We start from the raw sequence: 25,880 nt of genomic DNA on the forward strand, positions 1-25,880 counted from the left end.
GGAGGAAGTCATGAACAGGACATACGAAACAAAACTAGTTAATCTTGCTGAAGTTACGCTGAATATCGGTCTAAACCTGCAAAAAAATCAGATCCTTCATATCAATGCCGATTTGGACGCTGCACCTTTCGTTCGAAAAGTGACAGAAGCTGCATACAAAAAGGGGGCACGTCATGTATATATCAATTGGATCGATCAGGAAACCTCGAAGCTTAAAATTCTTTATGCGCCTGAAGAAAGTCTCACTGAATTTCAAGAATGGAGTTCGAAACGTTCAGAAGAGTTGATCCGACAGAAAGCAGCGTTCCTTTCCATCCGCAGTCCGCAACCTGAGGCGTTTTCAGGTCTCGATCCTGACCGGGTCGGTAAAGTCATGAAAGCGTCTGCTCTCGAGATGAAACAAATCGCATCAGCACGAAAAGCTGGGAAAATCGCATTTTGTATTGTCTGCGTTCCTAATGAAGAATGGGCCAGGAAAGTTTATCCGGATCATAGTTCTGAAAAAGCTCTGGACATGCTTTGGGCAGCGGTTTTTGACATGACACGTGTGGATTGTGATGACCCGATCGAACAATGGCAAGAGCATATCGGCTCATTACTTTCAAAAGTGGATGAACTGAACACGATGAGGTTCCAGAAGCTCCATTTAGAGGCTCCAGGTACAGATCTAATCATTGAACTACCGGATAGGCATTTATGGGTAGGCGGTGGTGCTTCGACACAAGAAGGTCTTTTCTTCACACCGAACCTTCCCACTGAAGAGGTATTCACAGCACCTAAAAGAGATGGTGTGAATGGCACAGTAAGAAGTACGATGCCATTGGTTTATGGAAGTACAACCATTGAAGACATCACCCTCACTTTTAAAGATGGCAAGATCATCGAAATGAATGCCTCAAAGGGTCTGGAAACGCTGAAACGTTTGATCGATAGTGATGATGGATCCCGCTATCTAGGTGAGGTTGCACTTGTTCCGGAGGACTCTCCCATCGCGCAAAAGAGCACGATCTTTTACAATACATTGTTCGATGAAAATGCCTCATGTCACCTGGCGATCGGGGCAGCGTACCCACTCTGTGTAGAGGACGGGACGACCATGACAAGTGATGAGCTGAATCAGGCTGGGTTGAACACGAGTATAACGCATGTCGATTTCATGATCGGTTCGCCTGAAATGAACATCGATGGAATCCATTGGGATGGACGGCGTGAACCAGTGTTCCAAAACGGCTGTTGGGTCAAGAAAAAATAATTGCATTTTTCATTAGGGGGTAGAATAATGATTGCAAAGTCAATTCGTAAAGGAGAACGGGTCTATTTAGGCCGTTTTAAAGAAGAAGATCTGGATAAGGTGTCCGAATGGTACCATGATGATGAATATATGCGCTGCATGGATGCTACACCAAGTTTTCCATTGCTGCAACGTGATTTCAAGGAATGGGTCGAACTTAAGCCACGAGACCAGAAATCGTTCCTGTTCGCTATCCGTTTGATAGATGATGATAGGGTCCTCGGCTGGGTCGATTTAGACGGAATCCTTTGGGCTCATCGGAATGCCTGGCTCGCAATCGGCATCGGGGAGAAAAATGTTTGGAATCAAGGGCTAGGCTATGAAACGATGGAGCTTGTATTGAATTTTGCATTCTATGAATTGAACCTTCATCGTGTCCAATTGACTGTGTTCAGTTATAACAAACGGGCGATCAAGCTTTATGAACGACTCGGTTTCAAATATGAAGGTGCTCAACGCGAGTTCTTGCAGCGTGACGGTGAACGGCATGACATGTTGATGTATGGCATATTAAGCCACGAATGGACTGACAAACATAAAAACCAATGAATGATTAAAGAAAACCAGGTAAATCCAAGCCTTGGCGCAGCTGAGCTTTAGTTGCGCTTATACTTTCTTTAAGTGCCATAAAAAACGCTCCTCATAGGCGTTTCTTCTTCGTTTCTTGATGATTAGTTGTTATAATCGTAAAAAAGTAATCCTATCGGAATGGATAGATGAGAGTCGTGAATCGTAGGAGGGTTTTGCTTTGGATCCAATTGATATTTCAAAGGTACAGCCAATTATCGAACGTTTTGTCGGAAAAGATGTATACATCCATCTAGAAACGACCAACGGTGCTTACGCATCACATTTCAATGAAAAGGTATTTTCAGCTGGTGCTTATATCCGTAATGGGAAAATCAACTACACGCGAGGAAAAATAACCGGCGACGGCCCTTACCGGGTAGGACTGAAAATGGAACTCGGATGGATCTATGCCGAAGGGCTTACCCATTGGGAGCTTGATGCGAAAAACCGCCTGTTGATGGCAGGCCATGATATGGACGGGAAACTTGCCGTAGCACTTCAAATCAGCGAGACACCGTTTGAGTAGAAAGGAGCCGGACCATGGAAAAACAAGTACTTGTGATCTTCCCTCACCCGGATGATGAAGCTTTCGGTGTTTCTGGGTCGATTGCGATGCATATCGAAAATGGAACTCCTGTCACCTATATGTGCTTGACACTGGGTGAAATGGGAAGGAATATGGGTAACCCTCCATTTGCGAACAGAGAATCTTTATGCGAATTTCGGAAGATGGAACTCCAAGAAGCTTCCAAGGTTCTTGGGATACGAGATTTACGTATGATGGGCTTACGAGATAAGACAATTGAGTTTGAAGATCCGGAATGGCTTGCGGAAGAATTCACGAAGGTCATAGATGAGCTCGATCCTTCACTCATCATCACTTTTTATCCTGGATTCAGTGTCCATCCTGATCATGAAGCGTGTGGAGAGGCTGTCATCAAAGCAGTAAAACGGATGCCGGCATCGAAACGCCCACGCGTCGAGTGTGTCGCTTTTTCTAATGATTGTGTTGAAAAGCTCGGTGAACCGGATGTCATCAGGGATGTAAGCAGCGTTCAAGATAAAAAGATCGCGACGATCGAAGCCCACAAAAGTCAAACAGCTGGCCTCATGGCTGGTATGAAAAAACGGCTTCAAGCTAATGAAGAAGAACTGATGAACTGGATCAAATATGAACGATTCTGGACCTACAAATTTGATTAGGAAAAGAGGTGACGGTGAGCGTCACCTCTTTGTTTGTTCTGTAGATCCTTCATTCAGCTCTTTTCCTATCCGTTTTCAGCTTCACTATCTTCTTTTTGGCGGATGATTTCCTTGATTTCCTTGCGTTTCGCCTTGTGAACCAGGATATAAAGCGTATCGCCTGCTCGGAGGATCGTATCTCCAGTTGGTGTAATCAACGAATCTTTTCGGATAAGCGCCGATATCAATGTATCATCAGGAAGCGGCAAATCTTTTATTTCTTCCCCGATAATCGACGCTTCTTCTTCAATTTGGATCTCCATCATTTCGTTCTTTGTTTTTCCAATTGAAATGAGCTCCAAACTATGGGGTACTTCCGTTTTGGCACCTTTCGAAAACTTTAAGTATTTCGCAAGCGGTGAAATGGTCGCTCCCTGTATCAATGCTGATGTGAAGACGACAAAGAAAACCACATTGAAAATCAAGCCGCTGTCCTCCAACCCTGCAACCATCGGGAAAGTGGCTAGAACAATCGGGACTGCTCCTTTCAATCCAGCCCATGAAACGAACAATTTCTCTTTAACGTTATATTTTGCAAACATCAAGCTGATAAAAACACCGATAGGTCTTGCCACAATCATGAGGATGAGCGATAACAGGATTCCCTCCCCAATCACATCGATCAACTGATTCGGAAAGGCTAGCAAGCCTAATAGGATGAACATGAGAATCTGCATCATCCATGCAAACCCCTCATTGAACCTGACGATAGAATGGCGGTAAGTCATATCGTGATTTCCGAGGAAGACCGCCATGATATATACTGCCAGTAATCCACTAGCTTCAAATAAGCTCGTAATTCCGAAAGTGAATACGGCCAACGCTATTGATAAAACGGGATAAAGTCCTGAAGAATCCAGGTTGATGTTATTGATTACCCAAACAGCGGTTTTTCCAAAGAGTAAACCTAACAGAAGACCGATACCCATCTGCCAGAAAAAGTCGAAAATCAGCACACCCGGGTTCGTCTCTGGATTTTGGATCAATTGTAATATCGATACGGTCAAGAAGATCGCCATCGGATCATTAGTCCCAGATTCCGCTTCTAACGTAGAGGTCAGCTTTCTTTTGATATCCTTATTCCCCAGAGCAGCAAATACCGCAGCTGCATCCGTCGACCCGACAATGGCACCGAAAAGAAATCCTTCAAGCCAGCTTACTCCGAGTATGTATTTTGCAGCCACACCTGTGACCATCGTCGTTGCCAACACCCCAAGAGTAGCAAGTGACAAGGACGGTTTATAAACCTTCTTGATATCCGGCCACTGTGTTTGGAGACCACCTTCAAATAGAATGACGATCAACGCAAACGTACCGATCAATTGGGTAAGCATGGCGTTATCATAATAAATATACTGGCTAAGGACCATTCCGACCACGATGAACAATACTAAAGAAGGCAAGCCCAATCTTGACGAGAACTTTGCTGTAATAACACCTATGATCAATAAAAATGAAACAAGTAAGATAGTACCGTCTACACTGAATTCCATGCCAGTCCTCCCTATCTGACTCAATTATATTAATAGGCATTATCAAAAACAAATATCCCATCGATAAAAAGAATGATTTGTCAAAAAGTGGTATTGATTTCTGATTGAGGTTAATAGGGTCGCTTCCGCATTTCGTTTACCCGCGGAAAGGGAGTGAATTTTGCAAAAATCAGTTATAACAAGGCCAAAAGAAAAAGCTCAGTGATGACATTCAATGTCAATACTAAGCTTTCGGATGGATACTGCTTGACCCCTGAATTGAAAAGAGCTGTTGTAGTTGGTGGGGGTTGGTAGTCAAGTCAGCTAAAGTATATTGATCCAACACGTTGAAGTAAGCTTCCATCGCTTCGTTCAATACCCCTTTCAGTTTGCAGACTGGACTGATGATACAGGAATTGTTTGAAGGATCGAAACATTCAACGAGATAAAAGTCTTCCTCTGTCTTTCGAATAAGTTTTCCTACATTGATATCTTCAGGATCCTTTGCGAGCTTGATCCCGCCATTTCTTCCTCGAATCGTTTTGATTACACCAAGTTTACCTAATTCATGAATCACTTTCATCAAATGGTTTTTAGAAATCTGATAGACCTCTGCAATTTCTTTAATATTGACTAGTTGATCTTCTTTTTGTGCTGTCAAATATATGAGAACCCTCAAGGAATAATCCGTATATTGGGTTAGTCGCATGTTTACTGTCCCCCCTCATTAAGGAGTTTTATACCTTTAATCGTACCATTGTCATACATGAAGTTAAAGAACCATTCTTTTTATGTGTCTATTCATTGAACACAAATTTGTCCGAATTTTGAATGATGCATTCGATATGTATCTTTTATCAGTCCTTCTTTTTATAATAAAGATGTAAATAAGATATATCTTTTGTTTGTTCAAGTCAAATTTTTTAAAAATGAAGGAGCTGTTTCAGATGCTAGATCAAACGACCATTCAAACTATCAAAGCGACTGTTCCTGTACTTAAAGAACATGGGACTACAATTACGTCCCGTTTTTATGAACTGCTTTTCAAAAATCATCCTGAACTCTTGAACCTGTTCAACCATTCCAATCAACATAAAGGACGCCAACAAGGCGCGCTTGCAAATGCAGTCTATGCAGCTGCTGTTCATATCGATCGACTTGAAGAAATCCTTCCTGCCGTAAAGCAGATCGCCCATAAACATCGTAGTTTAGGGGTTAAGCCCGAGCAATATCCGGTTGTTGGTGAAAACCTTCTGAAAGCGATAAAAGATGTCCTTGGGGATGCAGCAACAGATGAAATTCTCGATGCCTGGGCAAAAGCTTATGGAGTCATCTCAGATGTGTTCATCCAGGTAGAGGATGAGATGTATAAAGAAGCGTCAGAACAACATGGAGGGTGGGAAGACTTCCGTGAATTCGAATTGGTAAAGAAAAAAACTGAAAGTAAAGTCATCACTTCCTTCTACTTAACACCTGTGGACGGCAGGGAAATTGCCGATTTTACTCCTGGACAATATGTAAGTGTAAAAGTACAGGTTCCGAATGATCCATACACACATATTCGCCAATATAGCTTGTCTGATACACCTGACAAGGATCATTACCGTCTTTCCATCAAACGTGAAGGTCGTGTTTCCATGCACCTTCATGACAATTTGAAGGAAGGAGACCGTGTACTCTTGAGTGCCCCAGCAGGAGACTTCACACTCAATACAGAAACTAAGCGCCCACTTGTACTGATCGGTGCTGGGGTCGGCCTAACTCCTCTTGTAAGCATGCTTGAAACAACATTGATCCAGACACCAGATCGTGAGGTTCATTACATCCATGCTTCGATCGATGGGGAATATCAAGCGATGGGCAGCCGGATTCTTGAATTAGTTGAAAGCAATGAGCAGTTGAAAGCATACTTCTGTTTTGAAAAACCGTCTGAGGTAGATAAGCAAAATCAATGCTTTGCAAAGGAAGGTTACATTGATTTACCGTGGTTAGAAACGATCATACCAGCCGATGCTGATTATTACATTTGCGGACCTGAAGGCTTTATGAAAATGGTCATCAATGGATTGAAAAAACTTGAAGTTCCTGAAGAACAAATCAACTATGAATTCTTCGGACCAGCCATCGACCTCAGCGAAGATAAGGTTACTGTCAAAAATTAAAAGTTTAGAATAAAAGGAGGCAGATCCAGTCCGCCTCCTTTGTCTTACTCAAAGAAAGTAAAAAATACTTCTTGAGTATAAGTGTAACTAAAGGCTCAGCCTACGCCGAAGGCTTGGTTTTGCCTAGTTTACTTGAATTTCAATCAAACAGTTGCCTGTATTCCCCATAGCCTTCATGTTCAAGTTCTTCTTTTGGGATGAAACGGAGTGCTGCAGAGTTGATGCAATATCTCAACCCATTTTCATCTGGACCATCGTTGAATACATGTCCTAAATGGGAGTCACCGTATTTACTTCGAACCTCTGTCCGGATCATGAAATGGCTTAAATCTTTCTTTTCTTTAATCCGTGTCGAGTGGAGTGGTTTTGTAAAACTTGGCCAACCACACCCCGCATCATATTGGTCCTTTGAACTGAATAAAGGTTCACCCGATACGATATCGACATAAATCCCTTCTCGTTCGTTATTCCAGAATTCATTTTTGAACGGTGGCTCTGTTCCATTTTTTTGCGTCACATTGTATTGCATATCATCCAATTCTTTTCTAAGCTTGTCGTCATCCTTTTCCATCACCCAAGTTTCCTCGATGAAACCTTTTCGTCCCGACCCTCTATAATAGCGATCATAATGATCGGGGTTCTTTTTGTAATACTTTTGATGTTGGTTTTCTGCAGGATAAAAGGTTGAAGCCGGAAAAATATCTGTCACAATCGGTTTTGAGAAACGTCCACTTTGCTCCAGGATTTTCTTTGATGCTTCTGCAAGCTCTTTTTGTTGTTCATTATGATAATAGATAGCCGTTTTATAAGATTCCCCGCGATCATGGAATTGACCTCCAGAATCTGTCGGATCGATTTGCTGCCAGTAAAGCGTAAGGAGTTTTTCATACGGAAAAACGTTGGAGTCAAAAGTAATTTGCACCGCCTCACGATGCCCGGTGGTATTCGTAACCACTTCCTTATATGTCGGATTCTCTGTGTGGCCGCCTGTATAGCCCGATACGACATTTTTGATCCCTGGCATTTCCTCGAACGGTTTTACCATACACCAGAAGCAACCACCAGCGAATGTCGCCAACTCTAGATGTTTATTGTTGTCTACCATGTTGAAGCCCCCTATCTATAAAGACTATAACTTGTTTATTCTTGCTTGCTAAAAAAATTCTTATTTCTAATCATATCGATTTGTATAAGTTTGGCAAGCGAAACGGTTTATAAAAATACCAGGTATCCCAAATGTTACAGTGACGAATATCTTTTAAAGTGTGCTGATGCGGGGTTCTCCTAGTAATGCTTATTATTCCCACTGGAGCGTTATCAATAAGGACCGTTTTCGGATAGTATTGAATTTTTTTCTTTCACTTCCTGTCCGAAGTGGGCTCGTGTTCGGACAGCTTTCCGCTTTTTGTTCCTCATCCTGTCCGAAGTTGTTCCGTCTTCAGACATCTTTTCCCTTTTTGGCTCCTCCTCCTGTCCGAAGTTGTTCCGTCTTCGGACAGCTTTTCGTCTTTTGCTCTTCTTCCTGTTCGAAGTTGTTCCGTGTTCGGACAGCTTTCCGCTTTATGTCCCTCATCCTGTCTGAAGTTGCCCCATCTTCGGACAGCTTTTCGCTTTTTATTCCTCATCCTGTCCGAACTTATGCTGGGTCAGCTACTTTTTTCATTGCTTTTTCATGAATAATTTTATAAAATATTCATGAACAATAATAGGTTTTATTCATAATGACTTTGGAGGGACTGATCACCATGGCTAAAGGGTTTGATACAAAGGAAAAAGCAAAAATACGAAAATCCTTGCTCGAAGAAGGCCGTAAAGCATTCGTGCAAAACGGCTTACGGAAAGCGAACGTTGCCAGTCTCACAAGTGTTGCGGGGATTGCCCAGGGCTCCTTCTACCTCTTCTTTTCTTCCAAAGAAGAGCTTTATTTTGAAGTGATTGAAGAGGAAGAGTCTAAAATCAAAAGAACACTACAGGACGAATTTCTTGACCAGCCTTTGACAAAAGAAGTTTTCAAAACGTTCTTGATCCGGGGATTGAACTTGATCAGTGAAAATTCAATCATACAACAACTTTTACAGGGGGATGACTTCCAGCGACTCACTAAAAAACTTACACCTGAAAAATTAAAACAACACGCTGAAAATGATGTATTTGCACTGACGCCATTTTTGGAGAAGTGGGGAAAGCAAGGGAAACTGAATGAAGAGCGGCCAGAAATCATCACCGCCATCTTGCGTTCCTTTTTCCTGATGACTCTTCATGAAAAAGAAATCGGACCAGATGTTTTTGATGTGACAGTTGAACGAATAGCGGAGCTTTATGCAGACGGACTAGTGAAGGAAGAGAAAAGTGATTGAGGTCCATGGTTTGTCATTCACTTACCCTGGTAAACGTGAACGTGCGATTAAAAATCTGAATTTTTCCATCCCGAAAGGTGAAATATTCGGATTCCTCGGTCCATCTGGTGCAGGGAAAAGCACGACGCAAAACGTTTTGATTGGAATTTTAAAAGACTATGATGGTTCTGTCCGATTGTTTGGGAATGAGCTCCATTACACAGATAACCAACTCTACAATTCGATTGGTGTTGCATTTGAAAGACCAAATTTCTATAGTAAATTCACCGCTTCAGAAAATCTGGCCTATTTCAGCAGGCTTTATGACAAACCCGTGAAGGAACCTGACAAACTTCTTGCTAGATTGGGATTACAAGACGTGCACCATACGAGGGTCAGTCATTTTTCAAAAGGGATGAAAATGCGGTTGAATCTCTGTCGCGCATTGTTGCATGAACCAGAAATTCTCTTCTTGGATGAACCGACAGCTGGTCTCGATCCTGTTAATACGAAGGTCGTCAAAGAACTTCTCCTTGAGCAAAAAAGGGCAGGAAAAACAATCATCATCTCCACTCATAACATGCATATTGCTGAAGAAATCTGTGATCGTGTCGCTTTCATCGTAGACGGTGAGCTCAAACTTATCGATTCCCCAGAGCGGCTGAAGCTGCAAAACAACAAGATCCTATCGATTCGATACCAGGAGGATGATCAGGTAAGAAAACTCGAATTTCCGCTTAAAGGTTTAGAACAAAACGAGCGGTTTCTGGACTTATTGAAACGTGACCTGATCCTTTCCATGCATACAGCAGAACACTCACTTGAAAATATTTTCATCAAAGTCACAGGGAGGCAACTCCAATGAGGCTAATGACCTCTATCGCATTTGATGTCCGGTATCAGTTCCGCCATGGTTTTTATGCGGCTTATGCGCTCATATCCATTATCTATATTTTGATTTTGATTTCTATTCCGGAACAGTGGATGGATACCATATTCACACTTATCATCTTTTCGGATCCAAGCTTTTTGGGGGCTTTTTTTGTAGGTGGGATCGTCCTTCTTGAAAAAGGGGATCACATACTCGATAACTTGTTTGTCACCCCTTATACGATTCATGAGTATTTGCTTTCAAAAGCTCTATCCCTAGCCTTATTGACGATTCTATCCACTTTGATCATCAAATGGACCGTATTAGGTTTCAGATTGGAATGGTTCTTTTTAACAGGTATGGTATTGACATCAATGTTTTTTACATTGCTTGGGATTGTAATAGGCGCGAAGGTGGACACATTGAATCAGTATTTACTTCTGTCATCTGTATATGTCACTCCTTTCGCTTTGCCTATTCTTCTGTTTTTTGAAGTAGTGGATTGGAATTGGATAAAAATCATACCGAGTTATGCCTCTCTCTTGCTGATTGACAGGCAGCTTTCAATTCCTGAAGCGCTGGCGTCACTGCTATATCTCTGTTTATCGATTATCTTGCTTTTGTCTTACACCTATCGATGCTTTCATCATAATGTCGTTTTAAAAAAGAAGGGATAATATGCAATGTAATAAAATGTGGCTGCAGGTAAGCTTTGACTTGAAAAATATCAAAAGGGACCTCGTCCTACTTATGTCCCTTTTTGCCCCCTTGATTTTGGCTGCTCTTCTCAAGTTTGGATTCCCGCCGTTGGAACAACTAGTGGTGAGCAGTTTTCACGTTTCATTGGCATCCTTTTTCCCATTGATGGTGGTCACCTGTTTACTTGTAACACCCTTTACTGTAGGGATGCTCAGTGGATTTCTCATACTCGATGAACGGGACGAACAAATACTGAGCTATTTATCCATTACACCTGTGGCAAAGTCACATTTTATTTTATACCGGCTCCTCTTTCCTGTTGTGATCTGCATTTTGGCCGCTGGGTTATTGGTATATGTGAACGCCTGGGAGTTCATTTCTTTATGGGAGTTGGCCGCTTTGCTTGTTCTGGCATTGGAGGCTCCGATCGTAGCCCTTATTATGGCGGTATTCGCTGATAATAAAGTCGAAGGATTGGCCCTCGGAAAAGTGATCAGTATCAGCGTTGCCGTACCGATTGTCGGTTTCTTCATCCACTCTGTATGGAGATGGATAGGGTTTGTTTTTCCACCGTTCTGGATTGCAGAAGTGTTTTTCGCGCATTCCACCAATATGAAAGCAACCCTCCTTTGCGGAGCATTCCTCTACCATGCTTTCATCATCTGGTTGCTGATCCGGAAACTGGAGAGAAAAATCGGATAGTGATTTAAGCAATTCTGAATCTCCTGACGGACATGAGAGACGCTATTTCTGTTTTAAAAGGTGATTTGCAGATCTAACGGACATACAGGACCTCAGATTGTCGCTTTTCTTGCTGTCTCTATCAACCATGTTTTGGGATTCAGCATCGCTCTTTTCTTCTTCTTCTGTCCCAATTAAGCTTGTTTTGGGACAGGTTGCAGCTTTTCGCACTCCTTGATGTCCCAATAAAACACACAGGTGAAAAATGTCCCTAACGAAAGAGGGACTGTCCAAAAAAAGTGTCAGACACCTCCAATACAACATTTAATACACGATTTTTCGCTACATGTTGTAAAGTTCGGAGAGACTCAGACACTTTTGGACAGCCCCTTTACAATCTTATTCAGGGTTTTGTGCCACAAGTGTAAATAGTTTGGGAAGACCGATATCGTGGACTTTCTGATTCGGTTCTTCATCGAGTACTTTGATAATCAGGCCAGCTTTGGCAACTGCAGTTATCAATTCACCGAGTGTCCATTTCCGCTGCAGCACTTTCATCATTTCTTTTTTTCCATCAGCAGAGTACTTGGAAAAAGCTACATCCCTGTTTTCAATCGTAGGATCAAAATAGTTTCCGCTTACCTTATGCTTTTTCCCTTTCGAAGCGATCAGTTTGGTCGAAATCGGATGGAACTCATGCAACACAAATGTCCCTCCCGGCTTCAATAAGCGTTCGACAACCTCTACAAGTGGATCAAGATTGATGTAGTAATGGAGTACTCCTAGTTCCATCAAGACGAAATCAAATGCATGATCTTCCCTCTTTTCTGTAAAAGAGAGTACATCTGAAACGACATACTGGATATCGACATCTGCTTGCTCAGCAACCGCCTCTGCAAAAGCTGCATTTTCCTGAGAGAAATCAACGATGGTCACATCCGCTCCCAATAATGACAAAGCGACTGCCTTAATGCCATTCGATCCCATGAGGTGGGCAATCCTTTTTCCATCGACGGGTTTCATATGGCGATAAAAGGAATCGCTCAGCCTTCCTTCAGGGTTCTGTTTTATTTTTGCAGCAACATCGCCAGGTTCACCGTGACGGTTGATCAATGCTTTATAATTGTCTTGGTTCCAGGCAGCTTGATTCTGCTCAGTCATCTGCATTTGTAAGTCGGACAGATAGCTGTTGATCAACGGTTCGTATCGAGGGTCGGCCAAAATTGCATAAAGCGACCGGCACCAAAGATGCTGTCCGTTCATCTCAATTTGAATTCGGTAAGGATCCGTCCTTAAGGCTTTATTGTAGTTGCATCTCACACTTACAGGTACCTTCTCCATCTTGAAATGAAAACTTCCCTGATCTTGTGTTTTCTCAATGGATGTTGGGGCATACGGTAAAAATATCTCATGAACGATTTCAAGAAGATCCCACTGCACTTCTACAGTTACGTCTTCTGGATCCGATAGAACGTCCTGTAAAAAAAGGGCTGCTTCTCCAACGAATTGATAGGGAATCGATTGTTGCTCGAGAACGGCAACGATATTGCTTATCGGCAATTCATAATCTGATGAATGCATTCTGTTTCCTCCGTCAACATGTGTATCTCATTATAAGATGACAGAATCAAACCCAAAATTCAATAGAACAGGCACCCCTATCAGAAGAGGTGCCTGTTTGGAATGAATCAGTTTGCTGATTGTAGTTCCTTTATGGTAACAGTTAGTGGAGCATAGGAGATCTTATCGCCATCTCCCATTATTGCAGTGATCTGATAAGTGTATTCTTGGTCTGGTTCAACAGTTTCGTCCGTAAAGCTAACTTCTTTCATTTCCGAAATCTGTTCTCCATTCCGTTTGATAACATAACGGTCGGCCCCTTGGTCTTTCCAGGTCAAATGAACATTCCCATCTTTCACTGTTGCTTCTGCTTCAGGCTGGGTATCCGGTTTACCTGCCACGATGACATGAAGTCGATTTTCAGACTCTGCCGTCCCAGCAAAGTTCTCAGCCTCAGCACGAAGGAAATAGCTGCCGTTTCCAATCTCCAACTCGATTTCGAATGTACCATCCGGCTTCGTTTGAACTGAACCAAGTTCGTTACGAGCATTTCCTCTCTCTGCATATACATGGACCGTTGTCCCTGGATCAGCTTTTCCAGTCACAACCACCGGTTCATGCTTGAATTTCAATTCTTCCTCATCCCATTCTGGTGCGTTCGGTGCTTGTTGTTCAGCATCCATCGCCCATTTCAGAGAGTTGGTGAAGAGTTGTTTCCCTTCTTCAGTCCAACCATATTCAGGACCGATGATGTTTGTCACAGCAAAGGAAGATAACAGTAAATGCATGTGACTTTCGCTTCTGAATTCATATGCAATGGAAGATCCTTTTTCAGTTTCATCTACCAACAATTTGGCCAATGTCATGCCTGGATAACCTTTGAACGTGGAATATGGACTCTTGGCTGCATGTACTTTGATCGGTGTATCTTCGCTTCCTTCTTCCACAAGACCTTCAAATAACGGGTGATCTTTCACCGGTTGGATGTAGACTGATCCCTCATCGTAACCATGCTGGTCTTTTTGAGGATATCCTTCTGCTGCTTCAAGGAGTTGGATCGAACCTTCACCGACACCCCAAGTCCCAACAAACACGACGCTGACTTGTTTATCATCTGTTTCTTCAATCAATTGTTCTACTTGTTCTGTTGTACCTTCTTTCGTATTGACGAGTATGAGGCTGTAATCTTCCACTTGTCCAAGAAGATTCCAATCTCTGGATTCTGCATAGACTTCCTGATCATTCAAGAAATCGACTAGTGTATCATTGACATCTCCGAGAACAGCCACCTGGTAAGCGTTCATCGTCAGATTCGCCTCAACATCTTCTTCGCCAACGGTAATGGTTTCTGTTGATGGCAAGTAACCGTCTACCTCCATCTTCAGCTCATAATCCCCTGGAAGAAGATTTTCGAATGCGTAGCTTCCTGAAGCATCTGTCGTCGTTTCTTCCACAAATCCAGCTGGATCCTCTGGCGTCAGGGTCACTTTGACGCCTTCAATACCATCTTCTGTTTCAGCATTGAGGATATGTCCAGATAACGTCACGCCTTCGATTGCCTCCATTGTGAAGTTCAACGTGACTGAGTCTCCAAGCTCAGCTACGTCAGCTTCCTTGACCTGTTCGACAAAACCTCGTGCCTGGACCTTCACTTCGTAATGGCCAACACCAACACCTAATCTGTAAGACCCATCGTCAGTAGTCGTTACTTCGATCCATTCTGATGGAATGGTTACTTTAGCGTTAGCAATCGGATTTCCGTCTGCATCAGTTACTGTACCTTTGATTTCACCAAGACTTGCTGTCGTAGCAAAGTCAATGGCATTCAAGTAGATTTGCTTTGCTTCATCTGTCCAGCGGCTTTCTGGTGAACCATACCCGCCAACTTGTAACCCAGATAAAAGGACATGCACGTTGTTGGCAGTCGGATACTTGATGCCGATTCCTTCACCAAGTAGACCTTTTTCCTCATGAGTCAGAGAACCGATTGTCGTTCCTGAGAAGTTCTCATAAATGGAATACTGCTGATTGCTGTTTCCATTGTTCAAAATTTCGATTTCATCTCCAACTTCAAATCCACTGAAGATCGGATGGAGTTGATCGACTCTAACATTGATCGACTGGCTCGCGAATGAAGATCTGACGCTTTCCGGATCTCCATAAGCATCAGCAAGACTCTTGATCGTTCCGCCACCATACTGGCTGACGAAGATCATACTGACTTCAAGATCATTCGCCTCTTCTACGAATGCTCTGAACTGATCGTTGGTCATCGAATAATCTTTATCGTTATAGATGACCAATTGATAATCCGCAAGTGCTTGCTGTAAGGATTCATAATCATCCCTTTGATAGAAATCGACATCGTATCCATTCGATTCAAGGAATGGAACCAATCTTGCTTCGTTCGGACTATAGCCGATGACCGCAAGTTTTTGAGATGTCTGCATCGAGAAGGTCAAATCGACTTCTGCTCCTGCGACTACTTGGACATTTGATTGCGTATTCGCACCATATCCTGAAGCCAATACTTTAATGTCATATTCCCCTTCAGGAGCCGATACGCTGAACTCACCATTTTCATTTGTGGAAGCCTCAATCGGCGTTCCTAAGAATGAAACAGAAGCATCGGCTATAGGATCACCTGTTTCTCCATCCTTGACGATCCCATTCACGACCCCTGCATTTTCTGCAGTAAGTACAAACGTTTCTTCGAGTGTATCTCCGTTGGAAATGTTCACAGTGAATGTGTTTTCTTCATGTCCAAATGCATTGATTGTCAATTCGTAGCTGCCTTCTTCTAGCCCTGCGTAGAAACTTCCGTCTGAATCAGTTTCGATTGTCTTCCCATTCTCCGTAATTTCTACCGTCGCTTTTACAGCCATTCCTTGATCGTTGACCACTTGCCCGTGGAGTTCTCCCACAAGGGCTTCTTCGTTATCAAGCGCCCAAAGGAGTGCGTTGTTCAAAATCTTTTCACGCACAGGATCGAAGGACTGATTGGTATTCCACACATGGCTGTAGGTCATATTTGCTAGTAAAATCTCGACAGAATCATTTGTCCGTCCTTTATACGCGACCATGCTGCCCTGGTCACCCGTGTTGTCATTCTTGAATTCAACTGCAGTATGTCCAGAATATCCATCAAAACCATAGTAATAATCAAATCGTGCTGGGATATGGAATGTTTGGTTTAGATCCAATCCTTCTGTAAGTGGATGTTCTTCTACGACGATTCCCTGTGAACCTTCAGTACTACCTCCAAAAACAGTGGTTGGATCATTCAGATAATCCTTTAAGTACCTGATCGACCCTCTTCCACCATCCTGACCTGTCCAGATGACAGATGTCTTCGATTCATCCAATGCTTTCAAGAAAGCTTTGAAATCTGTTTCAGATGGTATTTGACTACCCGTGTAATCTGAGTTTGCAAACACGAGGTCCATCTCAGCCAATCGATCTGTATCTTCATAACCAATATATTCGACAATGTAACCACGCTCTTCTAAATAACCTTTCAACGTAGGATATCCTGAAGCTGTTATATCGACGATTACTCCGACAGTCGGAGATGGCTTCAAGTCGATCGGCAGTGTGACCTCTTCACTGTCAGTGATTTGCACCTCGATATCCTGACGTACATAGCCGTCTTTTTCAACACGTAACGTATACGTTCCTGGTTCAAGACGTTCGATTGAATATTGTCCTTGTGTATTTGTCGTTGTCTCTCGAGGAACGTCCAGAACATCAATCGTCACGCCTTCAACTGCGTTTCCATCCTTTTCATTTTCGATGACACCGGAAATTGATCCGACATTCTCTTTTACATCCATATCAATCATCAACGGATCGCTGTTTCCTGAAACATCGACCGACATGGTCTCAGTTTGATAACCGAAAGATTGAATTTCAACTTCATACTCACCATCCAGGATCGCAATTGAAAATGTGCCATCCTCTGGGTTGGTCTGATCAGAGAAATCCATCCCATTGACTTTGACTTCGGCATCTAATGGATTCCCTGCCTCGTCCGTGATCGTTCCACTGATGGTTGAGTATTGGGCCTCTGCCGCCCATAATACGGTATTTACTAGCAATTCTTTCGCTTCCGGTGTGTAGTCGTCCGCGTCATGTGAGAAGTAGAACCCGTGTCCGGCCATCAGTACTTCCATACTGCCTGAAGTCCTTGGTTTATAAGCGAGACCGGTACCGTATGGTTCAGAATCTCCTTCATGTTTGATGGTTGCTAGTGGATAACCGCTATACCCATCAAAAGCACCGATGTCGCTGGTATCTGGCGTGAGGAGTTCAATAAAGTCCCCTACGTTTGCTCCATTGAAAATTGGATGCTCCTCTGTCACCTGATATCCTGCTGCAAGTGTCGATCCTCTGAAGGTCTCTCTTGTTTCAGGATCACCTCTAAGGTCGACAAGTTGGTCGATACCAGAGCCGCTCCAATAATGTTCACCAAAGATCACACTTGTTTCATGTTCATCAGCGGCTTTCATCATGGCATCGAATTCGGATTTGTTGAAGTCGCCGTCGTTAAAGAATACGACGTCATAGTTTCCGATTTGTTCAGCTGCATCGCTTTCTGATATTTCTGTAACGTCGACTCCTATTTCATTGAATACAGAAGCAAAATTTCGTTCAGCTGAGTAGTAATCACCAATGACGGCAAGTTCAGGTACTGGAGCCAATTCAACATTCAACTCCCCTTCGAACCTTCCCATATCAACCTGTTTCGTTTGCTTGATGTACCCTTCTTTTTCGATGGTCAATGTATAGACGATGTCTTCTAAATCCGTGACTTCATATCGTCCATTCGTGCCAGTCATCGTTTCCGCTACGACATCACCAGCTTCATTCGTCACTGTAACCTGTGCTTCTTTCACGACCTGTTTTGTATTCGAATCTGTTACAAGTCCTGTGATGGTACCGCCATTCGACGCACCGAGTGTGATAAAGACTTCTGCAGGCTCTCCATGCGTGAACGTCACTTCTTGTGTTTGCGTTTCGTAACCTAACGCACGGACTTCCATCGTATACGTGCCTGGATCATGGAATAATTCATAATCTGCATTCGCTCCAGAACCTTCGCCAAGAACAGCTTGTGTTTTCACACCTGTTTCAAGAATCTCGATTTGGGCTTCGACAGGCTCACCATCAACATTCACGACAGTTCCCGATACATGTCCATATTCCGCTTCGTTCAAGAAATCAATTCCGTTGAACAGGATTTGTTGTTGGGCTCCCAACCACCCTTGTAAAGGTGAAATCCAAGGTGCTGCACCGTGGCTCGAAAGAAGCAGATGTGCACTGTCTTCCGATACCGCTTTATAGGCGACCCCTGAACCAATAAAGCCTAATGACGTATTCCCGATCGATCCGAGATGACGTCCTGAATACTGATTGAACCATGTCAGATCCCCGGTACGTTCAAAGAGAGTCAGTCTGTCTCCAACTTCATACCCTTCGAAAATCGGATGTTCGGCATCCACTTGGAGTCTTACAGCACCACCATCATATTGGTGATCGAATTCTTTCGGATCGCCATAATACTCGTGCAAATGTTCGATCGAACCATAGCTTGAACCCCATTGGTCAGCGAAAATCAAATTGACATCATGTTCTTCAGCAGCTTGTACTAAGGAATCGAAGGTCGTTGCATCAGGCTGTTCGCCACCGGAACCATAAGCACCGTTAAGATAAACGACCTGATAACGTTCGATATCCTCAACAATATCCCAATCTCGTTCTTCTGCTGTGTACCCATTGACATTCAGGAGTTTCGTCACTTCAGAATTCCAGTCATTGAGTACAGCTATGTCGATCGGTTGCATTTCAACTTCGATGATCGTTTCTTCCCCTGGTGTAACAGTGATCATCTGTTTTTGTTCTACATAACCGTTCAACGATAGGACCAATTCATATTTCCCTTCAAAAACGGCTTCATCTGTAAACGATCCGTTTTCATTCGTCGTTCCTTCGACAGATGTATCTTTCAGTATCACCTCTACCTCTGAAAGGCCATCCTGGCTTCGCTGATCTTTTACCTGGATTTGTAGCGAACCTGTTTCTGCGTCTTCTAGTACATAGTCTTTCGTACGTTCATAGCCCGAAACAAAACGAATGGTTTCTTCCACTTGCTGTTTCCCGTATTGTGCAACCTTGACGGTATATTCACCAGGACGATGTTCTAACGTGAAATTCCCATTTTCATCTGCTTCGACTTCACCCCCTGTTTCCAGTACAGAGACTTTTCCTTTTACAGGTTGTCCGTCTCCATCCTTCATGGTCCCCATCAATACGCCAGGAGATTGATAGCTTTGGATCCCTTTACGATATGGAACAAGGACCTTTCCTGGTAAGACCGGAAGTCCAGATGTGCTGTAATCTGGAAGCGGGAATTCTTTTAATCTTTTACCCGTGTAGACGTCCAGCGCATAAAAGGTTCCGCTTGTCCCGGCAACAAAGAGGATTCCATTGGATGTGACTGATCCATTGTGCAAGGCTGAACCGACTGCCCGATTCGTCCAGACGATCTCTCCTGTTTCACGATCAAATGCTCTTAAAATCGGTTGAGCGGCAGATGTCATGACAACGATATCTTCATAGACGACTGGTGACCCTGCTTGTGTATCACCGATTCCTTCTACCTTCCAAATTTCTTCGCCGCTATCTGGATCAAGTTTATATAACGTACCTGTTTCGGCATTGAAATTGGTACCGACCACATACAATTCTCCATCTACATAAACTGTACGAGCAGCGACGCCTTCATTCGTAAGGGTCTTGCTCCACACTTCAGAGCCATCAGCAATATCAAGTGCACGGATGGTCATGTTGTCGTAACTGCCTACATAGAGCTTGCCATCCCCTAAACTACCGCCAAAAAATGTCGGTGCGCCTAGAGGGGTGCTCCAGATCTTTTCACCTGTCTCTGCATTCAACGCGGTCACATGTGCATTTTCATCCAAACCTGATCCTACAAATAGTTTTCCATCATGATAGATTGGTGATTCATAGACTGTTATGGAGTCAGTTTGGTAGTTCCATAAAATATTCCCGTTCGAGAGATTGAGCGCATAAATCCGCCCATCTTGCCCACCTGATAAATAGACGACTCCATTTTCAATGGTTGGGGTTGACCGGTTCGTCGCACCTAAACGGATGCTCCAATTTTCTTCACCTGTCTCTGTATCCAGATTGACGACCCAACCACGATCTGTCGTCAGGACTACGCTTTGATCGGCAACAGCAGGAGTCGAAAATAAAATTTCTCCTTTTGAGCCCAATTCATATTCCCAACCCAATTCCAATTTATTTATATCAATTGAAGACGGGGATACGGCGTTACGCCCATTATTATTGTTCGCCGTATTCCAGCCAGGCTTTGAACTGGATTCAGAAGCTCCAACTTCAATCTGGATGTTCTGATCGGCATCCATCGTCACTTCCATTGATGTGCCGGCAATCCCTTCACCGGATACCTGAAGCTCATAAGTGCCGACTGGTATTTGCCCTAGGGTAAAATTCCCTTGTTCATCGGTTCGTGCAGGCTCTAATGGTGTATCCATTACACGGATATAAGCGAAAGGTATTGCATCACCACTGTCTGCCTCTACAACTTTCCCTTCGAGAGCATAAGATGTGGCACGTTCTAATACCCACTCAACATCCGTCACTACACCTTTCTGAATATTGATGGTTACGGTTTGGTCTTCATATCCGAATGACTCGATGACGACCTCGTGGCTGCCTTCTCTTATCTTCAAATCGATGACACCGTCTTCAGCAATATCATAGGACACACCATTGTTAAACTGGATCGTCCCGCTGATCGGTTCACCGTCTGCATTTTCCAGTGTTCCTTTCAACTCTCCAGCATATGCAGTCTCTGTTACCGCCTGATAAATGTCGACAATACCATGTCCATAAACGTCGTTCGGTAATGCTCCCATGAACGGTTCCACTCTTGCCGTGTCACGAAGAAGTTCTTTCATTTCATCCACTGTCAAATCAGGATTCGCCTGGAGCAATAAGGCAAGTGCACCAGTTACATGCGGGGTTGCCATTGATGTACCGCTTATCGTGTTGTATTTGCCTTCCCCCTTAGCTGTCGGCCAGGCAGAATAGATGTGATGCCCTGGTGCGGATACATCCGGTTTCAATAAGCGGATTTGATTTCCATTCTCATCTTCCCAATAAACCGGCCCACGGCTGGAGAAGTAGGCAATCTGGTCGTTAACATCTGTTGCTCCGATCGCAAACGACTGCGGGAAACTCCCTGGAGCCCCGATTGTTTGTGACCCTGGTCCATCGTTTCCTGCTGCAAACATTGGAAAAATGCCTGCAGAAACCCAGGCTTGTACATCTTCATAAAACTCCATGCTGTAAGTATTTGAATTTCCCCACGAGTTGTTCACAACATCCGGAGCTTTGGATGGATCTCCACCTGGTGCCATGAACCATTCAAAAGCAGCATGGATTCCTGAAACTGTGGCAGAACCGCCATCTGAAAAGATTTTGGCTGCAATCCATTCTGCTTCCGGCGCGACACCTATCGCTTCACCTGCACCACCGCCTACTGCGGAACCAGCAACGTGAGTACCATGTCCGTGGCCATCAGTTGGGGTGCTATAGCCACTCCCCGATACATCGATCCAGGAGTCGGAGTGATCGCCGTCACGACCGCGATAATTATGCTTCAATGCTTCATGAGACCCGTCGACCCCGGTATCCATGATTCCGACAACGACACCTTCACCTTTGAGACCATAATCGCCCCAGACTTTCGTTGCCTTGATTTTTTCAAGACCCCATTGAGGCAGTTTAGGAGGATTTTCATCCTGTTGGATTTCTGGCACTTTGAGAACACGGTCCAACGTGATCCGCTCAATGTCGTCTCTTTCTTGTAATTCCTTTAAAGCTTCCTTAGATACAGTTGCTGACATCGCATTGATGATCCAGAAGCTCTTATGCTTTTTTGCTTTTCCTTTTTGTTCGAGTGAATTCATTGCTTTATCGAGTGCTTTTTGAGAGGCTTTTGCTTTTTCTTCGAGGTGTGTTTTAAGCAGCTTTACTTTCTCTGCCTTTGATTTTTTTGCTTTGATCTGGGGAAAAATCGCTTCGATGTCTGGACGTTCTTTCATCCTGATGATGACGTCCACTTTTTCTTTCTTTTCCAGTTGATTGAGGATATCTGCTTCAACCTTGTCAGGCTCTGTTTCAGCCTGTGGAGATTGTCCAGATAGAGATGGAGGTTCCCAGCCGAGTCCTTCCATCAATGAGGCAAATTCAACCTCTCCTTCATTTTCTTGATCAGATGATTTTTCCTCCTTAGAGGTGTCTTCCGACTTTGCTTGATACTCCGCTTCCCGTTCCTTCTCCAGGACGTCATGATCTACGGTGGCTGAATTGTCTGATGCTGTTTCTGCGTATGTAGATTGTGGCGCAAACATAGAGAAAATAAGTAAAAAACTGAACAGTAATGCGAAAAGCTTGCGATTCCGTCTCAATCTTCGCAAATAGTTTCACTCCTTAAGTTTTAGTCATAAACCAAAATTACACAATAATTGACATTTACCTTCTAACTTTCTAATAATTGGGACTATTTCGAAATTTTTCATACGAAGGATTCATCCAAAAAGTGGAAAAGGAGGAGTTTTGCTCGATTTAACGGTCGGGACTTTTGACATATAAAAGAGGAAGGAAGCAAAATTTAGGGAAGAGGAGCGAAAAATAGGGGGAAAAGGACGAAAAGATGATACGTTGTATAAACAACCAAAGTTTTTCTACAATTGAAGAAAGTATTTATACTTGCTTCACATGCTACAAAAAAACTGTGAATGAAATATCACTCACAGTTCATTATATATCGAACGGCTGTTATTCAGGTATTGAATTTTCAGCATTGATGAAGCCACGTCCATAGATGTTCGGATCAAGTCCTTCTCTCTGATCCGCTCCTTTCAAAAGCATCTCCTTGATCTGATCCGGGGTAGCATTCGGAGAGTGCTGCAGCATCAACGCAACGACACCTGCACAGATTGGTGTTGCCATTGATGTGCCTGACATGACGAAATAATCGCCATCGACCCGGCTCGACTTTTGCAGCTTATCGATGTATGAATTCGGGGAACGGAGAGAGACGATATTGACACCAGGAGCCAGTATATCAGGTTTTTCCACCCCATAAACCGTCGGACCTCTACTTGAAAAGCTAGCAACATCATCATCCGATTTGTCTGCTGTGTTGTAGTCCTCCGAAGCCCCGACAGTAATCACACGATCGCTCACCCCTGGACTTGAAATCGTTTGGGCGTTCGGACCGCTATTCCCTGCGGCTACACAAACGACGATTCCATTTTCCCAAGCTTTTTCGACACTTTGCACCATCGGATCTTTATCTTCGTGTTCATACTTTTGGGCAGCTGCACCAAGCGACATGCTGATGACATCTATTTTTTTATCTGGATGATCCTTATTGTATTGGAGACACCAATCGATACCTTGCATGATTGATTCCAGTGTCCCGGACCCCATTTTATTCAACACCTTTATCCCGATGAGGTTTGCCTCATAAGCAGGTCCTTTATATTTCCCATTTGAAGCTGTTCCGTTCCCGGCAGCATCACCAGCACAGTGCGTCCCGTGACCATTGTCATCATATGGTTCTATTCGCTGATCTACGAAATCGACAAAATCTACAATTCGACCATCAAGGTCTTCATGAGGGTGGATACCAGTATCGATCACTGCAATGGTAACGTCTTTTCCGGACAAAGCTGTATTGTTCCGAATGATATTTTCAGCATTCACGGATGGCGTAGCAACATCCAACAAGGCTTGTACTTCTCGATTCAGATAAATTTTTTTAATATGAGAGCATTTACTAAGGACATCTTCGAGCATGGCAGGAGTAGCATCGATACTGCAACAGGATACGAATGAGAAGGTTTTTCTCACCCGGCATCGTGTATGGCTTTTTGAATAACGATGGAGTTCATGACATCCATTCTCAAATCCACCTTCTACGAACTCGATGACGACTGAAACTTTCTTCATTTTCTTTATGAACCGTTCAACAGATTTATGCATAAAGCAAGGGATCCAGGTAAACGGCCTGTACATGTAAAGCATTTGTTCTCTCAGTGGCTGATCGATTTTATGCGCATAGGTTCTTATGGTTTGAACCATGGAATAACCAAACATGCTTTCACCTCTATCAAATTTGTCAGGTTTTTACTAGATTATGAGAATCTATTAAAATCGTAACGGTACACGCCTATTCGATAGAGAAAATGAGTGAACAAACTAAAAATATGAGGACAGACGCTAACGTTGTATCTGTCCTCATTCCATGCTCATGTTGTCTGACCGATCATCGACAACCGTTTGATTTCCTGCTCAACTTTATTTTTCAGTTCTTCCACTTTATCGTAATCCATTGCTTTGATATAGTAATTTTCCAATTCATCATGATATTCCTTCGCTTCTGCCAGGCATTGGATTGCACTTTTCATATTTGAAGCATAGCGTTCTGTGATATCCAATAGTTCTACTGCATATTTTTCATCCGTTCCCGGAGTGATTGTTCTTTTATACATATCAACGATCTCATCATTTTCACGATCTGGAAAATATTCATGAGGTGCCGTACTATCGAAAATCGCAATACCGAGCTCCCGTATGATGACCATATCCAGACTGTTCGGATCGAATCCACAATGATAAATTTCAACATCAAATCCTTTATCTTCCGCTGTTGCAGCAATCTTTTTCAACAGCGTCGATTTACCTGATCCTGGTCTGCCTTTGATAAAATACCGTTTGTAAACTCCCTCTGTCAGATTGGGGACAAAATCCACTGCACCTTTTGGCGTAGCCGCCCCTAAGAAGCGATGTACTACCTTCGAGACTTTATGCAATGATTTACCTGCAAAGAATTCTTCGATCAATTCATTTGTCAGTTGATCGGCTTTTGTAAAGTCCATATTTTCGATATAGATTTTTTCCCATTCATCATGTACTTCCAGGGCATCTGAAAAATAAGCATACGCTTCATCAAAAGCATCAGATATACGGGTGCCGAGCTTTTCGATTTCTTCCCGGTGGGATGCCAGTATGTTTGAATCCCATGCGTATCCTAAATTCACATATTCCTCCACTGCCCCAGGGAATTTCGGTTCAATGACATGCGGTGCTGTACCATCGACGATTCCGACTTTCAATGCTGTAATGATTACCCCATCGATCGACTCATTATCGGATGAACAGTGAAGAAACTCTATATCATATCCTTTATCGTTCCATTCATGTCCGATCGCTTTCATCAGTGATGATTTTCCGGTGCCAGGGCCGCCTTTCAGAATGAACAAACGGTCTAGTCCCTCTAAATTTGATTCATATAGACTGTAGAACCCTCTAGCGGTATTCCCGCCTGCAAAATAGTTCGTAATCTTACCTGACAAGACAAGCACTCCCTTTCTTGATATCGGATTGCCTTTGTTATTATATGCAACAAAGTCTTTTGGGTGATTGCCCAGATCGAAAAGGTGCGTTTAAAGAATTTATGAAAAAGGAAAATTAATATAAACAAATTGTTCGGAGGTTATGAAATTGGCTATTCAATTGAAGCGAATTTATGAATCCAAAACAGAAAATGATGGAAAACGGATCCTGGTTGATCGTATCTGGCCAAGAGGAGTTTCTAAGGAAGAGGCAGATTTAGATGAATGGTTGAAGGAGGCAGCTCCAAGTCCGGATTTGCGTAAATGGTTTGGACATGACCCTGACCGTTTCAAGGAATTCAAGGAAAAATATGAAAAGGAATTGGATAATGATGAAGAAAAACAAAAAGCTGTAGAAAAACTAAGATCGTTCATGAAAGACGGAAAAGTGACCCTTTTGTATGCTGCCAAAGATCAAAAGCATAACCATGCTGTCGTTTTGAAGGATTATCTCTCCTGATTGGCGCCCGATTGTTCAAAA

The 25,880-nt window shown here is 43.2% G+C and carries 17 protein-coding genes; 10 read left to right on the forward strand and 7 right to left on the reverse strand.

The window, feature by feature from the left end; all coding sequences use genetic code 11:
* The first annotated feature begins 10 nt into the window (after window positions 1-10).
* The 4 genes from N8M93_RS09310 (at window position 11) to bshB2 (ending at window position 3,064) form a co-directional block, all read left to right on the forward strand.
* Window positions 11-1,252: an aminopeptidase gene (locus N8M93_RS09310; protein ID WP_261131247.1), complete on the forward strand. Its 1,242-nt coding sequence runs from the start codon at window positions 11-13 to the stop codon at window positions 1,250-1,252.
* A gap of 27 nt (window positions 1,253-1,279) precedes the next feature.
* Window positions 1,280-1,840 carry a GNAT family N-acetyltransferase gene (locus N8M93_RS09315; protein WP_261131248.1) on the forward strand — a complete coding sequence of 187 codons (561 nt, stop codon included), beginning with the start codon at window positions 1,280-1,282 and terminating at the stop codon, window positions 1,838-1,840.
* Window positions 1,841-2,039: 199 nt separating this feature from the next.
* Window positions 2,040-2,387: a YojF family protein gene (locus tag N8M93_RS09320; RefSeq protein ID WP_261131249.1), complete on the forward strand. Its 348-nt coding sequence runs from the start codon at window positions 2,040-2,042 to the stop codon at window positions 2,385-2,387.
* A gap of 14 nt (window positions 2,388-2,401) precedes the next feature.
* Window positions 2,402-3,064 (forward strand): bacillithiol biosynthesis deacetylase BshB2, encoded by a 663-nt coding sequence (bshB2, locus tag N8M93_RS09325; protein WP_261131250.1) that lies wholly within the window; start codon window positions 2,402-2,404, stop codon window positions 3,062-3,064.
* A 65-nt stretch (window positions 3,065-3,129) separates the two neighbouring features.
* Here the strand turns inward: bshB2 and N8M93_RS09330 are convergent, their stop codons facing one another.
* Together N8M93_RS09330 and N8M93_RS09335 are read right to left on the reverse strand one after the other, a co-directional pair.
* A complete protein-coding gene (locus N8M93_RS09330) occupies window positions 3,130-4,596 on the reverse strand; it encodes a potassium/proton antiporter (RefSeq protein WP_261131251.1) in 1,467 nt (488 codons plus the stop codon).
* 223 nt (window positions 4,597-4,819) lie between these two features.
* Window positions 4,820-5,284, reverse strand: coding sequence for an Rrf2 family transcriptional regulator (locus N8M93_RS09335; protein WP_261131252.1), 465 nt, complete (start codon window positions 5,282-5,284; stop codon window positions 4,820-4,822).
* 238 nt (window positions 5,285-5,522) lie between these two features.
* On the opposite strand from N8M93_RS09335, the gene hmpA reads away from it, so the two are divergent.
* Window positions 5,523-6,737, forward strand: coding sequence for an NO-inducible flavohemoprotein (hmpA, locus tag N8M93_RS09340; protein WP_261131253.1), 1,215 nt, complete (start codon window positions 5,523-5,525; stop codon window positions 6,735-6,737).
* A 139-nt stretch (window positions 6,738-6,876) separates the two neighbouring features.
* On the opposite strand, the gene msrB is transcribed toward hmpA, so the two are convergent.
* Complete coding sequence (gene msrB, locus N8M93_RS09345) at window positions 6,877-7,842, reverse strand: peptide-methionine (R)-S-oxide reductase MsrB (RefSeq protein WP_261131254.1); 966 nt, start codon at window positions 7,840-7,842, stop codon at window positions 6,877-6,879.
* A 640-nt stretch (window positions 7,843-8,482) separates the two neighbouring features.
* Here msrB and N8M93_RS09350 point away from each other — a divergent pair.
* The 4 genes from N8M93_RS09350 to N8M93_RS09365 are packed head-to-tail and all read left to right on the forward strand — an operon-like array spanning window position 8,483 to window position 11,345.
* Window positions 8,483-9,094, forward strand: coding sequence for a TetR/AcrR family transcriptional regulator (locus tag N8M93_RS09350; RefSeq protein ID WP_261131255.1), 612 nt, complete (start codon window positions 8,483-8,485; stop codon window positions 9,092-9,094).
* Window positions 9,087-9,938, forward strand: a complete 852-nt coding sequence (locus tag N8M93_RS09355) for an ABC transporter ATP-binding protein (protein WP_261131256.1) — start codon at window positions 9,087-9,089, stop codon at window positions 9,936-9,938. Before N8M93_RS09350 ends, N8M93_RS09355 begins: the two co-directional genes overlap by 8 nt.
* Window positions 9,935-10,621, forward strand: a complete 687-nt coding sequence (locus N8M93_RS09360) for an ABC transporter permease (protein ID WP_261131257.1) — start codon at window positions 9,935-9,937, stop codon at window positions 10,619-10,621. Before N8M93_RS09355 ends, N8M93_RS09360 begins: the two co-directional genes overlap by 4 nt.
* A gap of 1 nt (window position 10,622) precedes the next feature.
* Complete coding sequence (locus tag N8M93_RS09365; RefSeq protein ID WP_261131258.1) at window positions 10,623-11,345, forward strand: hypothetical protein; 723 nt, start codon at window positions 10,623-10,625, stop codon at window positions 11,343-11,345.
* 378 nt (window positions 11,346-11,723) lie between these two features.
* Here N8M93_RS09365 and N8M93_RS09370 read toward each other — a convergent pair whose 3' ends face one another.
* The 4 genes from N8M93_RS09370 to N8M93_RS09385 form a co-directional block, all read right to left on the reverse strand.
* On the reverse strand, window positions 11,724-12,905 hold the full coding sequence (locus tag N8M93_RS09370; RefSeq protein WP_261131259.1) for a class I SAM-dependent methyltransferase: 1,182 nt from the start codon (window positions 12,903-12,905) through the stop codon (window positions 11,724-11,726).
* Between the two features lie 107 nt (window positions 12,906-13,012).
* Window positions 13,013-22,414, reverse strand: coding sequence for a carboxypeptidase regulatory-like domain-containing protein (locus tag N8M93_RS09375; protein ID WP_261131260.1), 9,402 nt, complete (start codon window positions 22,412-22,414; stop codon window positions 13,013-13,015).
* Between the two features lie 361 nt (window positions 22,415-22,775).
* Complete coding sequence (locus N8M93_RS09380) at window positions 22,776-24,101, reverse strand: S8 family peptidase (protein WP_261131261.1); 1,326 nt, start codon at window positions 24,099-24,101, stop codon at window positions 22,776-22,778.
* Window positions 24,102-24,253: 152 nt separating this feature from the next.
* A complete protein-coding gene (locus N8M93_RS09385) occupies window positions 24,254-25,360 on the reverse strand; it encodes a PRK06851 family protein (RefSeq protein WP_261131262.1) in 1,107 nt (368 codons plus the stop codon).
* 148 nt (window positions 25,361-25,508) lie between these two features.
* On the opposite strand from N8M93_RS09385, the gene N8M93_RS09390 reads away from it, so the two are divergent.
* Window positions 25,509-25,859, forward strand: coding sequence for a DUF488 domain-containing protein (locus N8M93_RS09390; protein ID WP_261131263.1), 351 nt, complete (start codon window positions 25,509-25,511; stop codon window positions 25,857-25,859).
* Window positions 25,860-25,880: the final 21 nt, after the last annotated feature.

Source organism: Bacillus sp. Marseille-Q3570 (genome assembly GCF_946151055.1).
Taxonomy (GTDB): Bacteria; Bacillota; Bacilli; order Bacillales; family Fictibacillaceae; genus Pseudalkalibacillus.

What these genes read in the sequence shown, in the direction of transcription:
- N8M93_RS09335 (WP_261131252.1), bottom strand. Translation starts at nt 5,284, where the DNA reads ATGCGACTAACCCAATATACGGATTATTCCTTGAGGGTTCTCATATAT.
- N8M93_RS09370 (WP_261131259.1), bottom strand. Translation starts at nt 12,905, where the DNA reads ATGCATTCATCAGATTATGAATTGCCGATAAGCAATATCGTTGCCGTT.
- msrB (WP_261131254.1), bottom strand. Translation starts at nt 7,842, where the DNA reads ATGGTAGACAACAATAAACATCTAGAGTTGGCGACATTCGCTGGTGGT.
- N8M93_RS09365 (WP_261131258.1), top strand. Translation starts at nt 10,623, where the DNA reads ATGCAATGTAATAAAATGTGGCTGCAGGTAAGCTTTGACTTGAAAAAT.
- N8M93_RS09315 (WP_261131248.1), top strand. Translation starts at nt 1,280, where the DNA reads ATGATTGCAAAGTCAATTCGTAAAGGAGAACGGGTCTATTTAGGCCGT.
- bshB2 (WP_261131250.1), top strand. Translation starts at nt 2,402, where the DNA reads ATGGAAAAACAAGTACTTGTGATCTTCCCTCACCCGGATGATGAAGCT.
- N8M93_RS09330 (WP_261131251.1), bottom strand. Translation starts at nt 4,596, where the DNA reads ATGGAATTCAGTGTAGACGGTACTATCTTACTTGTTTCATTTTTATTG.
- hmpA (WP_261131253.1), top strand. Translation starts at nt 5,523, where the DNA reads ATGCTAGATCAAACGACCATTCAAACTATCAAAGCGACTGTTCCTGTA.
- N8M93_RS09360 (WP_261131257.1), top strand. Translation starts at nt 9,935, where the DNA reads ATGAGGCTAATGACCTCTATCGCATTTGATGTCCGGTATCAGTTCCGC.
- N8M93_RS09310 (WP_261131247.1), top strand. Translation starts at nt 11, where the DNA reads ATGAACAGGACATACGAAACAAAACTAGTTAATCTTGCTGAAGTTACG.
- N8M93_RS09380 (WP_261131261.1), bottom strand. Translation starts at nt 24,101, where the DNA reads ATGTTTGGTTATTCCATGGTTCAAACCATAAGAACCTATGCGCATAAA.
- N8M93_RS09350 (WP_261131255.1), top strand. Translation starts at nt 8,483, where the DNA reads ATGGCTAAAGGGTTTGATACAAAGGAAAAAGCAAAAATACGAAAATCC.